Source organism: Lentibacillus songyuanensis (assembly GCF_039548255.1).
Taxonomy (GTDB): domain Bacteria; phylum Bacillota; class Bacilli; order Bacillales; family Amphibacillaceae; genus Lentibacillus_C; species Lentibacillus_C songyuanensis.
Genome location: NZ_JBCLVH010000001.1, coordinates 125,605 through 140,516, shown reverse-complemented (window position 1 = coordinate 140,516; position 14,912 = coordinate 125,605). Strand labels below are relative to the sequence as shown.

Here is a 14,912-nt window from a genome sequence, read left to right as displayed (position 1 = left end):
CATTGCTTTTTGTGGGATAAAAATCTAACCTTCACTGAATTTTGTGATACAATATCAGGTAACCAATTGATTAGATAAGGGGTGTTGTTGCCATGTTCTATCAAGAAGTCGATGAAGAAGTCACATTAAAATTATTGGTGTTCACTGATGCTCAAGCCTTATTTCACTTAACCGATCAATCACGTGACAATTTGCGGGAGTGGCTCAGCTGGGTGGACCAGACAGAAACAGTCGATGATTCCCGGGCCTTCATTGAACATACATTGCAACAGTATGATGACAACAAGGGTCTTACCGCTGCAATCATGTATCAGGGGCAGCTTGCTGGAACGATTAGCTTTAATAGCTTTGACTGGTCCTGCAGAATTGGCTACATTGGCTATTGGCTGGGTGAGGAATTTCAAGGCCAAGGGATTATGACACGGGCGGTTCGTGCATTCATCGATTATGGCTTTACCGATTTAGCACTCCATCGTATCGATATTCGCGCTGCATATGAAAACAGCAAAAGTAGAGCCATACCTGAGCGATTAGGTTTTGTCGAGGAAGGCTTGTTACGTCAAACGGAATGGCTCTATGACCACTATGTTGACCATGTGGTGTATGGGATGCTCGAAAATGAATGGCAAACACCTCAAAACGAGGATTCTCCAGCATGAAATTTTATATTGCATCCAGCTTTACCAACAAGGAACTCGTCAACTATGTCCGTCTAAAGCTGATTACAAAAGGATACCAGCTTACCTACGACTGGACCAAAAATCAGCGGGCAACCACCACTAAAACATTACAGGTTATTGGAGAAAATGAGAAAAAAGCAGTTGCCTCCTGTGACATTTTTATTCTCCTGCTCCCGGCTGGCAAGGGAAGCCACACAGAGCTTGGTATGGCTCTCGCCTTAGATAAACGTGTATACCTTTATTCCCCAAAACATTTGGATCCATCCGCAGCAACATCCTTTTATTTCGTCGATGGGGTCACACGTTTTTACGGCGAGATTGATGAATTTGTACAAATAATTGGGCTGGCATAGGGGGAGATAAAATGGAAATTAAAATTACCGCATTAGATGGATATTCACCGCAAATCGGACATTTGATATCGATGATGAATTATGTCCGGAAAACCACATTAGATGCCGTTCATGGATTAGGTGTTGAACAACTTGATTATTTGCCACACAAGAAAGGAAATTCCATTGGGGCTCTGTTATGGCACATGGCTGCTGTCGAATTCGGCTTTCAGGTCGAACTTTTTGACGGCCGAAAACCAACCAAACAGGAAGCAGACGAATGGGGTGCGGCATTTGACCTTGGGGAACAGGGGAGGCAGGTCATCAAAGGACATTCACTTGAATTCTATTTAGAGAAATTAGCGCATGTTCGTAAACGGACCTTAGCTGAATTCAAGAAAAAAGATGATGATTGGCTATACCAGAACGTAGGATGGGGAGACATTCCATCTAATCCTTATTTCATCTGGTTTCATGTTTTTGAGGATGAAATTAATCACCGCGGACAAATACGAGTCATCCGGAATATGCAGGCTGTGTAAAAATCAGCCTGTGTGTCATCACTCTTTACGCTCTGTCTCCACAAACCTTAGCATATCCAGCATCTCCCCAATTTGTTCTTGTTTGTACTTTAGTTCCTGCTCCTCTTGCTGGAGCTGTCGCTGTTGTTCTTGTAATTTCTCGGTTATGCTACCCAATAGCTCCGGCGAACCACAACCGTTGCTGCGCTTCAGGCCAAATACCCCTTGCACTTCCTTTAAAGACAAGCCAAATGCCTGCATTTCCTTAATTGCTTGGAAATCTTGGATATCCTTTGGTGCATATATCCGCCGATTGTTCTGCCATGACGGGCAAATCATCCCTAATTCTTCATAATAACGAACCGTATCCTTCGTTGTTTCTACTGTTTTAATAAACTCACCAATTTGCACGTTTCCATCACTCCTAAAAAGTTCCTTTACATGGGGTTCACCCCACCATATATGCTGGATATATAGCTCAATTGGAGGGGAGGGTCGCAAATGTTGCCCAGTATCATCATTATTCTTTATTCACTTCTTAGTATAGCAGGAAGCAGCATAGCTTTCCGTAATAATTTTAGCCGATGGAAGCTGCCGCAGCGATTGTCCATTATGTTGTTTGGTTTTGTTCATTGCTTATTTCTGGCTATTGGTATCACTGCTCTTTTCACTACCATACCTGTTTTTTTGCTTATTATCATTATGGTTTTAATCATTATTTCCCGGGTTATTAATGGCCGGTTCTTATACGGGAAAAATAATTGGCGCCATTATTTCATTAGCATTCCCATCCTCGGGATTATTTTTATCTTGTACGTTTTTGGTTGGTGAAATGGTAACCACACTCATCTCAGTTAATGGTATACTAGTAGAAAATTCCGAGAGGGAGGTTGAATCTCATGAATTACATGATCCGCACCATGACAGTTGATGACATTTCACAGGTACAGCATGTCGCGAAAACAAGCTGGAACAGTACGTATGATGGATTAATTCCAAAGGCAGTACAAGATGACTTTTTAAAAAGGGCCTACAGTGACGAACGAATGAAACAGCGTCTGGAAAATTCTTTATTGCTTGTGGCCGAAGCAGGGGGTGAAATCGTAGGCTTTGCAAACTTTTCACCGGTAAACAAGGACGGAATTGCGGAACTTGGCGCTATTTATCTTCTGCCTGCCTATCAAGGAAATGGAATCGGAACAGCATTACTAGATAAGGGGTTAGAGCAACAGCCGCGTACAAAGGAATTATTCATAAGTGTCGAAAAGGATAATAAGATTGGCAAGCAATTTTATGATGCAAAAGGTTTTAAGGTTATTTCCGAGTTCGAGGAAAACGTTGCAGGCCATGTCCTGCAGACTGTTCGCATGGTGTTACGGATATAAAGCTCGCTAAATTGCGAGCTTCTTTTTTCATCATTTCCCGGGAAATATCGACAAAATTCTCACCTGCGGGATATTCATTTTGACATCCTGTCCTTTTAACTACTTCTCCACTTGTTCGAATAACTGATCAAAGTAACGAATCATTTCAAAGTCTAGGTCCGTCAATCCCTTGGCCTGCCAGGATGTGATTTTTAATGTAACCGCTTTATAATCAATAGAAATAAAAGGATGGTGATTCTTACTTTCGGCATATTCAGCTATTTGGTTTACATAATGGACACCAGCCAAAAAGTTTTTGAAATGATATTTTCGCGCCATCCATTTCTCATCAAGCCGCTTCCATTTAGGCAATTGTTCCAGTTCATTTGCAATTTGCTCTTCACTCAATCGTTCCATCCGTTTAACGCTCCTCCTTTTTACATTTACATATCCATCCCTATTCACATTCCCGGAAAAAAATACCTATGCACAGCTTATCCACAGGTTTCTGTGCATAAGTTTGTGGAAAACACTACTTTTCTTATTATAACTGATTTATCCACAACCTTTCAAACTGTAGCTTAACAAAAAGAGGACGCTGTACGAAGCGTCCTCTTTCCATTACCGCATCTGTGCACGGTGCAAATGGGCAAATATTCCATCCTGTTTTATTAATTGATCATGATTTCCTTCTTCTTCAATGCCATTTTTGGTCACAACCATAATCCGATCGGCATTTTTAATTGTCGCTAGACGGTGGGCAATAATCAAGGTTGTCCGATCCTTAGCCAATTCGGTCAGCGCCTGTTGGATAATCATTTCTGTTTCTGTATCCAACGCCGACGTTGCCTCATCCAAGATTAGAATCGGAGGATTTTTTAAGAACATACGTGCAATAGCAATTCGCTGTTTTTGACCGCCAGATAGCTTGAGACCACGTTCTCCCACCTGTGTCTCATACCCATTCGGAAGTTCCTTGATAAACTCCTCCATATGGGCCCGTCTTGCTGCTTCTTCAATTTCCTCCATGGACGCGTTCAATTTACCATATGCGATATTTTCTCGCAATGTCCCGGTAAATAAAAAGACATCCTGCTGGACAATACCAATCTGCTGACGCAACGACTCTTTCGTCATGTCCCGAACATCAATTCCGTCAATGGTAATATGCCCGCTATCCACATCGTAAAAACGAGGGATCAGAGAACATATCGTTGTTTTTCCTGCTCCCGACGGACCGACAAATGCAATCGTTTCGCCTGCATGAATCGCAAAGCTGAGGGACGTTAACACGGGACCTTGTGTTTTTTCATAGCCAAACGTCACATGATCGAATGCGATATCACCATTTAAGTAGGAAACAGTCTGAGCATTTTTGTGATCCACTACTTCAGGCGAAACGTTTAGCATATCGGTAAAGCGTCGAAAACCAGCCATTCCTTTTGGATATAATTCCAGTAATGCACTGATTTTTTCAATCGGTTTGAATAACACATTTGCGAATAAAACAAACGCGACCAATTCACCCATCTCAAGCTCGCCTTTAAATGTTAGCCACGCGCCAACAACAAGCACAATTAATACAATCAGCCGCATCAGCATATAGATATTCGAATTGACAAAAGCCATTACTTTATAGGCGCTTAATTTAGCTGTACGAAAGCTGGAATTATCCGCAGTAAAGCGATTCATTTCAAATGTTTCATTGGTAAACGATTGGACAACCCGAACCCCGGAAACAGCATCCTCTACCCGGGCATTTACTCCGGCTATATCATGATACATCCTCCGCCAGGCTTTACTCATTTTAATATTGCTATAGGCAATCAGCCAGATTAAAATAGGTACAATAATCAAGATAATGACGGCCAGCTGAAAGTTAATATTGAACATTAAAATGAAGGCACCAACAAACGTCATGATTGCAATAAAGAAGTCCTCCGGGCCATGATGTGCCAATTCTCCAATATCAAATAAATCATTGGTTATCCGGCTCATGATATGCCCTGTCTTGGTATTGTCAAAAAAGCGGAATGATTGCTTTTGCACGTGATTAAACAATTGCTGCCGCATATCCGTCTCAATATTAATGCCGAGTTTATGCCCCCAATACGTCACCACATATTGTAAAAATGTACTGAGTAAATAAACAAGCAGCAGACCGACACTGACTAACACAATCCAATTCCAGTTTCCACTTGGAAGAAGTTTATCGATAAACGATTGCACGGCTACTGGGAAAGCAAGCTCCAGTAATGCCACAACTACGGCGCAAGAGAAATCAATCAAGAATAGACGCCGATGGGGTTTATAGTATGAAAAAAACTGTCTGATCACCTGTTGCACTTCCTTCTATAAATAATGCATTACTTGCTAGAAAACAAAGCAGCACTCATTTTGCTATCTATCGGAATTATACGTGCTGATCACATACTTGGCAACAGGAATGCATTTGGACTTTCTGGTCTGTCGAAATATGAATTCGTGACTAGCTACAGTGATTGTCTTCTTGTTTGCGTTGATCCTTACCTAGCACCGGTTGATGTCAGCTCCAGTTTCCTAAAAAAATTATTTCCCCGCACATTTCTGTAACTGCTTGTCAAGGTTGTCTCCTCTTCTGCATAGACATTAATAAACACGAGATCTGGAGGTGTACGTAATGAAAAACCTGTCCCTGTTCCATTGCGTCTGTTATGCGGTTGGGTATGTTTTTATTATTTCCGGTATTTTGAAGCTGATTGATAGCAACTTTCGGGTTATGTTCAGCAACCTGGCATTGCCATTTCCTAATTCGTTTCTTTTTCTAATAGCAATTACCGAGTTAGTTTGCGGCACACTTATTATTGCTCGACTTTATTTAAAACACGCTTCAGGAGCCCTTATCATTATCATGCTTGGTGCAATCTTTCTTACTAAATTTCCTATTCTTACCACGGACCGCGGATTGCTAACTTTCTTATTCGAAGCACGCCTGGAAATTGTCATGCTGATGCTGCTGTTTCCACTATGGTTTCAAGCACCAAAGCGGATATAAGGTTTGGCTTGAGATGCCAGGTACTTACATAATCCCGTTTAAAAAGACTAGTTAACCTAGTCCATGCTCACTTATAACAAAGGGTCTCTCGCAAGTACCTGGTACCATCCCAACTTATCCACAACTTTATCCACATGTGCACAAATGTTCGCGAATCAGATGGCACTATTTTTTTCACTAAAAAACTGCCCCAATACAGGAGCAGTTTTTACTTTATTTCTCCGCCAGTTTAATCGACGTAGAATGTTTCTTCCCATTTCGGTAATACGTAATATCGACTGTGTCACCAATTTTCTTCTCCCGGTAAAGGATTTTTCGTAAATCAATCATATCATCTACATCCTTGCCGTCGAGCTGGGTGATCACGTCAAGACGTTTCAATCCGGCTTCATCAGCTGGGGATAACGGTTCAATACTCCAAATATACACACCACCATCAACTTCTTTCGGCAGCTTCAGCGTACTCTTCCATTCGGTTTGCGGGACTTCTTCGAGTGAGTAAATCTCTACACCAAGGTACGGTCTGACCACTTTTCCGGTTTCGGCTAATTCATTGACAATTGGTTTTGCCGTATCAATCGGTATCGCAAAGCCTATGCCCTCTACGGCTGTTTGATTGATCTTCATGGAATTAATCCCGATCAGCTGTCCTTCAATGTTAATCAATGCCCCACCACTATTTCCTGGATTGATCGCGGCATCCGTTTGTAACACCTCAGCCTGCCAGTCAGCCCGCCCATCCTGGTTAAAATCCTGTGGAATCGTCCGCTGTTTGCCACTGATGACACCTTGGGTTACTGATCCGGAAAAGCGCATGCCAAGCGGGTTTCCGATGGCAATTGCCGGTTCACCAACCTTTACATTTTCAGAGGTGCCCATTTCAATCACACCAGCTGCTTTATGATCCTTCATTCGCATGACGGCCAGGTCAGAAAACAAATCACTTCCCAATAATTCAGCCTTTAAATGGGTTTCATCAGATAATACAACTTCTAATGCATCAGCACCCTCGACGACATGGTGATTGGTAATCACATAGGCATATCCATCCTTCTTCTTATAGATAACTCCGGATCCAGTTCCTGCTTCGCTTTCCTCTCCTTGCTGATCCCAAAAGTCACCCTGCCGCTGGATATTGGAGACGCCAACTACCGCCGGACTTACCTTTTCCACAATATCTGTCAGCTGTGTTGTAACGTCAACATTAACATTTCTACTTTCTACAGCCCCATCATTTGGCGCGGGTTCCAATCCGGAATCATTCGGCTGTTCGGCCTGTTCAGTCCATGTATCCGGCATGAAGCCTGTTCGCATTAATGTTGGCATGGCTGCAATCACCACGATAATCCCGATCACAACACCTAAAAGAATGGGAGCCCAACGACGCTTCTTATTATTTCGATTCGGTGATCGATAATCATTATCGTAATAGCCCATACATTCACCCCTTCATTCTACCCATATCATATGTATAATTGACAACTATCATGCAAGTAGTTATACATGTGTTATACCTCTGATAAGTTTTTTCTCAAAAGTAAAGAGAGTATGATGTAAATGTCGGCAAGGGTTAGCCAACCTCATACAAAGCGGTTGGCTTATACGGATCTGTATCACATAGTTTGATCGTATGATTCACATCAATTCCTCGTTCATTGAGAACATTGCCGACAGACATACGAGCCAGATCCTTCATGTTATTATCTTGACTTAAATGGGCTAAATAAATACGCTTCGTCCGATTGGAAATAATATCACATAAAGCAAGTCCACTATCATCATTCGACACATGACCCGAGTCACCAAGGATTCGGCGCTTGATATTCCAAGGATACCTTCCCATCCGCAGCATCTCCACATCATGGTTTGCTTCAAAAATATAGGCATCCGCATCTTCCACCGTCTTCTTGATCCGCTCGGAAACATAACCCAAATCCGTTACCAGGGCAACCTTTTTCCCATCGTGACGAAATGTATAAAACATTGGTTCGGCAGCGTCATGAGAAACACCAAACGATTCAACTTCGATGTCGCCAAATGTTTTTACTTCTTCCATGCCAAAATGAAATTTCTGATCCAGCGATAGTTTCCCAATGGATCCCTCCATTGCCTGCCATGTTTTTTCGTTAGCGTAGATCGGCAGGTTATATTTGCGGGCAACAATCCCAAGGCCTTTAATATGGTCACTGTGTTCATGGGTGACCAAAATTCCTGTTAATGTATTTGGATCAACGTGCACCTCTTTTAACAGCCCGTCCATTTTCTTCCCGCTAAGTCCTGCATCAACTAAGAGACGTTTTGTTGCCGATTCAATATAAAATGCGTTTCCTGTACTGCCTGATGCCAGCACACTAAAACGTAAGGTCATTTTGCTTCACTCCGGTTAATCATTTCTAATTTCATATCAAGCTGTTTGATGATGTTCTTAAAATCTTTATCCTTCTGAATTGTGGCGAGTGACCCTTTGATGGAAGTCATGGAATCCTTTAAAAACGTGACGTCGTCCATAGGAAACACAAATCCCTCAATGGCGTGAATAAAATAATTTCGTTCGCCATTCACCGTAATCTTCCATGTCGGTGCAAAGGTTTGGTCCTCACTTGTTGCAATTGGCTGGGTTGTATAGTACCCGATCTTGGCACTGGTGATTTTCTCCCCAGAATACAGTTCATTTCGATTATATAACGTATCGATTGCCCTGATCGGCTTAATTAACAGTTTCTTGCTGTTATCAAAGTCCTTATTTTCCTTCCCAAGCATTGTTTGGGTATAACCCACCATCTCATCGTTATCATTTAAGAAAGCAAGCAGCAGACCTTTCTCATTATAATAAATAGGCTGATCATGTTTCTTTTGGAAAAAAATGATCACATTCAGATCCTTATTCCAATCCCAATAATCATAATCGTCCGACTCCATAACATTACTCATAATGACTTCCTTCGCATCATCGCTATCCTTAATCTTAATCGGCTTATCGAACTTCGAAACAAGCAGTGTATCCTTTACCACTGTGATCTTTTGATTATCCGTACTGTTTATTTTACGTAAATCCGTCTCGGAAAATTTCTTCTGTTGCACAGAGATATACGATTCCTCCAGTTCTTCATCTGGTAACGTCGGCAGCTTGATATCTTCTAAACTGAGTTGTTGTTCAATCGTCGACTCCTGCTGTTCCATGACATCCAGGTCATTTTTATCCTGCTTGTCAAAAAATTGGATGACCAGGTATATATCTAACACGAGAAAGCAGAGGATAAACAGCGTTTTGATTTGACTCCATTGCATCCTCTAACTCCCCCCTTTATCCATCGATAACTCATCAAAGGTAAGCTCTACCCAGCTGCCATTATACTTCACATACCAGGCTGGTTCCATCGTTACATAAAATGATGCATTTTCATCAGCAGTCAAATGATAACCAACACGAATATCATCAATATCTTCTGTTTTAAAACTTGATCTTTCAAGCAAATAAACAACATCCTCACCAGATTGTAATTCAACAACACTTTCACCTGGCTGATTATTAAAACTAACGAGCGGTCGCTGGTACTTATATATATCTTCATTGCGCAATTCCTGTTCAATAACCGCTAAATCATTGTTAAACACCGGATATCCGGAATAATTCATGCGAAATCGAGTGAAATTGGTCGCCGGCCGTAGTTCTTCCAGGCTGAATTCAGCAGTCCATCCCTTTTGTTCATTGATGTTGTTCATGCTTTTGTCCAATAATTCATTTGGTTCCATTTGATGGTAATTCTTATTAGATGGATTAAAGAATTCAATACTTTTTCCATTCCCTTTTACCCGCATACCACGAAGATCATCGGTATAATAAACCTCCCCAGCATTTGACGTTTCCCGCCTGACAATTTCCGGATTGCTAAATAGAATATCAACCAGCTCACCTGGATTAATGTCTCTTATCGTCAATTTCCGCTGTTTCATTTCCGGTTTATATTTAGGAATATAGATCGGCCTGTCTGATGCGTCAAATGAAATGTATTCCACTAAATCATTCTGCTTGGTGACATACGACCATAATTGATTATATTTCTTTGAATTATTGACAAGCACACTTGCCTGTTTATCCTCATTCGCTGACAGAAACTGCACCTTCAATGATGAATCGTCATTAAATGTGATAAACATCCGCTTGAAAGACCAATTTGGCAGGTCCACCTGTGCCTGCTCATTGAACGTAAACAGACTATCGATCATACTCATCGGCAGCTTATCCGGAAATACCAGCTCTATTTGATTATCTTTTTCAGGCGGACCATTTGCATCGCTTACTTTAAAGTTATTCATCACCCATGACTGCATATCATGATACAGGTGTTGCTGCTTTTTCGGATCGGTGAACCCATACACACGGTTATATCGATGGAACACAAGAGTGGCTGGCTCGACGACATCCTTCTTGTGCAGTTCACCGTTTCCGCCAATATCCGCTTCCGTGTAATTTATATTTGCTAAAAACTTGTAATTTGGCTGGTAGCTCCACAGCCCCAGCGTTAACAACAGACTAATCCCAATTAAAATTGCCAACGTAAATGATTTTACCGTCTCTAATTTCATAAGCTGGTCCTCCGCTTCTGATTCATCAACGGAAGGGTAAAGTAAATGGTCGTTCCTTTCCCCTGTGTACTGCGTGCCCAAATCTTTCCGTGATGGGCTTCGACCAATTCTCTGGCAATTGCCAGTCCTAAACCAGTCCCACCGAGTTTTCTTGTTCGGGCCTTATCTGCGCGATAGAATCGGTCAAAGATTTTATCCACTTTGTCATATGAAATGCCGATACCTTCATCCTGGATGCTAACGAGTAATTGATAGCGGTGTTTCTCAACAGCAATACAAATTGTTCCGCCCTCAGGTGAATATTTAATCGCATTGGAGATAATATTATCCAATACCTGGGTTAATTTGTCCTTATCCATCCAAACATAATATTGACCATCATCCGGCAGCACACGTTTAAGCTTGATCCCTTCATAAGCATTCATCTCAAACCGATCGATAATATGGTGAATATATGTCATGAAGTCGGTCTTTTCCCAGTGCAGACCATAATCTTTATTATCCATTTTGGAAAGCTGCAGCAAATCATTGACCATCCGGATCATCCGCTCGGTTTCATTTTGGGTTACCTGCAAGAATTTAGGCGCAATCGTTTTCTCCTGCCAGGCACCGTCCGTCAATGCCTCTAAATAACTCCGCATCGTCGTTAACGGGGTGCGCAGCTCATGGGATACGTTTGAGACAAATTCCCGACGCTCCTGTTCGACTTTCTCCTGGTCGGTTACATCACTAATAACGGTAATAAAGCCAATAATATCGTCTTCATCATCAGCAATCGTCGAAAAGTTCGCCCGGATAAGAAAGATATCCTCCTCTTCACTTAAATCAATAACCATCGATCCGCTATCATTCATTTGGGTTAAATCAACATCCTTTTCCCCCAACTGTAATACATCAAGCAAAAATTGTCCTTTAACATCATCTGGATTTTGACCAATTAACTTACCCGCGGCATCGTTCAATAGATTAATGGCTCCGGTTCCGTCCGTTGCAATCACACCATCAGACATGTTGGATAGGACCGTACTAAGCTTGTGCCGCTCTTCATCAATGGTCGCATAAGAGTGTTTCAGCTGATCATTCATATCATTGAATGCTTCTGCTAGATTACCAATTTCATCGTTTCCATACACATTTACTTTCTGGGTAAAGTCTCCCTTGGCCATGGTCTGTGCCTGCCGACGCATTTCTGTAATCGGCTTGGTAATTGTCCGTGCTACCAAAATACCTAACAGAGCGGAAACGATGATGGCCAGGATGGAGGCCTGTAAGAAAATCCGGCTGATTTCCTCCAGCTGATCATACACATCTTCTAACGACGACTCCAAATAGATGGCCCCAACGACTTCCTCACCTACCTCAATCGGCTCTACCCGGACAAATACACGATTCCCGGTTTCACCGTTGAGCATCGTATTTTTATATGGTACATCATAAGAAAGTGCTTTTGTAATGGCATTGTCCGTTATTTTTTTTCCGACCTTGTCCTGGTCGTTATAGTTATTGGCACCTATTACCCGGCCAACTTTATTGACGACCAGCAGGTTAGTAATTTCTTCTGGGGAAACATTATTAACAATATCTTGTACATCTTCCTGCAAGGTTGGCACGGTGTCATCCTCGGTTCGTTCTACAGTAAAGGCATCCTTCAAATTATACGATAGATACTCCACCCGATTGTTAACCGATTCCTTGAAATTATCTTTCAATCGTTCCTCCAGTTCCCTTGCAACATACGATCCAATTACTTGTACAGCAACGAGCAGAAGTAGAATATAAATAATAATAAACTTTAATTGGATCGATCGGAAAAAACCGACTTTGTTCATAAAAACCTACTCCTCGCCAGGATTACGTAAATAATAACCAACTCCGCGGCGTGTTACAATCCACATAGGATTACTTGGATTCTCCTCAATTTTTTCACGAAGTCGTCGCACGGTTACATCAACGGTTCGTACATCACCAAAGTAATCATAGCCCCATACGGTCTCCAGCAAGTGTTCCCTTGTCATTACTTGGCCAACATGGCGCGCTAAGTAATGGAGCAATTCAAACTCCCGATGGGTAAGATCAACTTGCTCACCATCACGTGTCACCGCATAAGCATCCGGGTGAATGACAAGGCTGCCCATTACGATGTCTTTGGTTTGCTTCACTTTATCGTCCGGAACATGCTGCTGCCGCCTTAGGTTTGCTTTTACCCGTGCAACCAGCTCCCGGTTACTGAATGGCTTGGTGACATAATCGTCGGCTCCAAGCTCCAGCCCTAAGACTTTATCAATTTCGGTATCTTTTGCTGTCAGCATAATAATTGGCATGGATTGTGTTTTCCGGATTTCCCGGCACACTTCATTTCCATCCTTATTTGGCAACATAATATCTAATAATACCAGGTCCGGGGTTTCCCTTTCTGCAAGTTCAATTGCCTCATCTCCGTCATACGCACAAATGACTTGATACCCTTCCTTTTCCAGGTTGAATTTCAATATATCTGCAATTGGTTGTTCATCATCTACAACTAAGATCTTTTGACTCAATCCAGTCACATCCTTTTACGAAATTAGCCAGAGGCAGGAGCTTTAAGGTGACGTTCTCGTTCGCTATAGCACGAAGAGGCTCCCACGTTAAACTAGGTTATTTTTATTTAAGCTCAGGCCTTCATATGACCCTACTTTTCCATCATTAAACGAAGTGATGATCGGTTCACCACATACCTTTATCTATTTTACCTTACTTTTTGCAAAAAGTCTTTCTTTGAATTTATTTAGGAATGAGTCAAGTTTTTACAGCCTGTAACCTAGATGTCCTAAGATCCTATCCCTTGCTTTAATTGCACCGTTAAAAACGAATGGATTATTTGCTTAGACCTTGATAATGATCAGCAAGGTACTGCAAATCCTCCAAGAATCGTCTCCATAGATTGGGACGTCTTCTTACTGCAGTTGGTAATTCTTATTAGGTAAAAAAATAAGCCTTCATGCTGCGTGAAGGCTGTTGGTAAACTTATACGGGAACTGGCGGAATATCACTTTCCTGATAGCGATGATCCAAGTCAACAAACTTATTATATTCTTTAACAAAAGCCAGCTCTACTGTGCCAACCGGGCCGTTCCGCTGTTTAGATATGATAATCTCAATAATGTTTTGTTTCTCTGATTCCTGGTCATAGTAGTCATCACGATAGAGGAAGCCAACAATATCTGCATCCTGCTCAATACTTCCCGACTCACGCAAGTCCGACATCATGGGACGTTTATCTTGACGCTGCTCCACACCACGGGAAAGCTGTGATAAAGCAATGAGTGGTACATTTAATTCACGGGCCAGTCCTTTTAGAGCCCGAGAAATCTCAGAAACTTCCTGCTGCCGGTTCTCCCGTGAATTAATACTTCCTTGAATAAGCTGCAAGTAATCAATTAAAATCATACCTAATCCGTGCTCCTGCTTTAACCGGCGACACTTGGAACGAATTTCACTCACCCGTATACCCGGAGAGTCATCAATATAGATCCCGGCATTAGAGAGGCTTCCCATTGCCATAGTTAGCTTACCCCAGTCATCTGCCTCCAGGCTTCCTGTACGAAGGCGCTGGGCATCAATATTGCCTTCTGCACAAAGCATCCGTTGAACAAGCTGCTCGGCTCCCATCTCCAAACTAAAGATCGCAACATTTTCATCCGTATTAATGGCTACGTTTTGCGCAATGTTTAACGCAAATGCAGTCTTACCAACCGATGGACGAGCCGCAATGATGATCAAATCATTGGGCTGAAAACCAGAGGTGATTTGATCAAGATCCCGATAACCGGTTGGTACACCTGTTACATCTGCCTGATGGTTATGGAGCATTTCAATATCGTCATAAACTTCTATCAGGACATCCTTGATCGACTTAAATGCCCCAGAGCTTTGCCGCTGAGAAACCTCCAGGATATTTTTCTCTGCTTCATTTAATACATCATTAACCTCATCTTCCCTGGTAAACCCTGTTGTGACAATATCAGTTGCCGTACGGATTAAACGTCTGAGAATTGATTTCTCCTCAACGATTTTACTGTAGTAACTTATATTCGCCGCGGTTGGCACACTTCCAGCTACATCAGTTAGATAGGAAACGCCGCCAACCTCGTCCAACAGCTTTGCATTGGATAATGATGTCGTTACGGTGACCAAGTCAATGGGTTCACCAAGGTCAGAAAGCCGCATCATCGTTTCAAAAATACGCTGGTGACTGGCCCGATAAAAATCTTCTGGCATTAATCGTTCAGAGGCTTGCGAGAAGGCATCTGGTTCCAAAAAGATAGCACCAATTACCGCCTGTTCCGCTTCGATGTTATGTGGTGGCGTACGATCAATCCAATTATCATTCATTTGTTACCTTTCTCCCTTTG

The 14,912-nt window shown here is 42.1% G+C and carries 16 protein-coding genes; 6 read left to right on the top strand and 10 right to left on the bottom strand.

What is annotated here, in order from left to right; genetic code table 11:
- Nucleotides 1-92: 92 nt before the first annotated feature.
- From WMZ97_RS00710 to WMZ97_RS00700, 3 genes are read left to right on the top strand one after another with little or no spacing between them, the layout of a single operon-like run.
- A complete protein-coding gene (locus tag WMZ97_RS00710; protein ID WP_343270130.1) occupies nt 93-659 on the top strand; it encodes a GNAT family N-acetyltransferase in 567 nt (188 codons plus the stop codon).
- Entirely contained in the window at nt 656-1,033 is a 378-nt protein-coding gene (locus tag WMZ97_RS00705; RefSeq protein ID WP_343270129.1) for a nucleoside 2-deoxyribosyltransferase, read from the top strand. The genes WMZ97_RS00710 and WMZ97_RS00705 overlap by 4 nt, the downstream gene beginning before the upstream one ends.
- An 11-nt stretch (nt 1,034-1,044) precedes the next feature.
- Complete coding sequence (locus tag WMZ97_RS00700; protein ID WP_343270128.1) at nt 1,045-1,554, top strand: DinB family protein; 510 nt, start codon at nt 1,045-1,047, stop codon at nt 1,552-1,554.
- 18 nt (nt 1,555-1,572) lie between these two features.
- Here WMZ97_RS00700 and WMZ97_RS00695 read toward each other — a convergent pair whose 3' ends face one another.
- A complete protein-coding gene (locus tag WMZ97_RS00695; protein ID WP_343270127.1) occupies nt 1,573-1,944 on the bottom strand; it encodes a MerR family transcriptional regulator in 372 nt (123 codons plus the stop codon).
- Between the two features lie 90 nt (nt 1,945-2,034).
- Here WMZ97_RS00695 and WMZ97_RS00690 point away from each other — a divergent pair, with 90 nt between their 5' ends.
- Together WMZ97_RS00690 and WMZ97_RS00685 are read left to right on the top strand one after the other, a co-directional pair.
- Nucleotides 2,035-2,364, top strand: coding sequence for a hypothetical protein (locus WMZ97_RS00690; protein ID WP_343270126.1), 330 nt, complete (start codon nt 2,035-2,037; stop codon nt 2,362-2,364).
- Nucleotides 2,365-2,432: 68 nt separating this feature from the next.
- Nucleotides 2,433-2,918, top strand: a complete 486-nt coding sequence (locus tag WMZ97_RS00685; protein WP_343270125.1) for a GNAT family N-acetyltransferase — start codon at nt 2,433-2,435, stop codon at nt 2,916-2,918.
- A 99-nt stretch (nt 2,919-3,017) separates the two neighbouring features.
- On the opposite strand, the gene WMZ97_RS00680 is transcribed toward WMZ97_RS00685, so the two are convergent.
- Nucleotides 3,018-3,314 (bottom strand): 4a-hydroxytetrahydrobiopterin dehydratase, encoded by a 297-nt coding sequence (locus WMZ97_RS00680; protein WP_343270124.1) that lies wholly within the window; start codon nt 3,312-3,314, stop codon nt 3,018-3,020.
- 204 nt (nt 3,315-3,518) lie between these two features.
- Nucleotides 3,519-5,234, bottom strand: a complete 1,716-nt coding sequence (locus tag WMZ97_RS00675; protein ID WP_343270123.1) for an ABC transporter ATP-binding protein — start codon at nt 5,232-5,234, stop codon at nt 3,519-3,521.
- A gap of 322 nt (nt 5,235-5,556) precedes the next feature.
- On the opposite strand from WMZ97_RS00675, the gene WMZ97_RS00670 reads away from it, so the two are divergent.
- Nucleotides 5,557-5,931: a DoxX family protein gene (locus tag WMZ97_RS00670; protein WP_343270122.1), complete on the top strand. Its 375-nt coding sequence runs from the start codon at nt 5,557-5,559 to the stop codon at nt 5,929-5,931.
- Between the two features lie 213 nt (nt 5,932-6,144).
- On the opposite strand, the gene WMZ97_RS00665 is transcribed toward WMZ97_RS00670, so the two are convergent.
- The 7 genes from WMZ97_RS00665 to dnaB all read right to left on the bottom strand — a co-directional run bounded on the left by WMZ97_RS00665 (nt 6,145) and on the right by dnaB (nt 14,892).
- Nucleotides 6,145-7,368, bottom strand: coding sequence for a S1C family serine protease (locus WMZ97_RS00665; RefSeq protein WP_343270121.1), 1,224 nt, complete (start codon nt 7,366-7,368; stop codon nt 6,145-6,147).
- 133 nt (nt 7,369-7,501) lie between these two features.
- Nucleotides 7,502-8,299: an MBL fold metallo-hydrolase gene (locus tag WMZ97_RS00660; protein WP_343270120.1), complete on the bottom strand. Its 798-nt coding sequence runs from the start codon at nt 8,297-8,299 to the stop codon at nt 7,502-7,504.
- Complete coding sequence (locus WMZ97_RS00655; RefSeq protein ID WP_343270119.1) at nt 8,296-9,219, bottom strand: two-component system regulatory protein YycI; 924 nt, start codon at nt 9,217-9,219, stop codon at nt 8,296-8,298. The genes WMZ97_RS00660 and WMZ97_RS00655 overlap by 4 nt, the downstream gene beginning before the upstream one ends.
- A gap of 3 nt (nt 9,220-9,222) precedes the next feature.
- On the bottom strand, nt 9,223-10,518 hold the full coding sequence (locus WMZ97_RS00650) for a YycH family regulatory protein (RefSeq protein ID WP_343270118.1): 1,296 nt from the start codon (nt 10,516-10,518) through the stop codon (nt 9,223-9,225).
- Complete coding sequence (gene walK / locus WMZ97_RS00645) at nt 10,515-12,347, bottom strand: cell wall metabolism sensor histidine kinase WalK (protein ID WP_343270117.1); 1,833 nt, start codon at nt 12,345-12,347, stop codon at nt 10,515-10,517. Before walK ends, WMZ97_RS00650 begins: the two co-directional genes overlap by 4 nt.
- A 6-nt stretch (nt 12,348-12,353) precedes the next feature.
- Nucleotides 12,354-13,058, bottom strand: coding sequence for a response regulator YycF (gene yycF / locus WMZ97_RS00640; protein ID WP_343270116.1), 705 nt, complete (start codon nt 13,056-13,058; stop codon nt 12,354-12,356).
- Nucleotides 13,059-13,524: 466 nt separating this feature from the next.
- Entirely contained in the window at nt 13,525-14,892 is a 1,368-nt protein-coding gene (gene dnaB, locus WMZ97_RS00635) for a replicative DNA helicase (protein WP_343270115.1), read from the bottom strand.
- Nucleotides 14,893-14,912 lie beyond the last annotated feature (20 nt).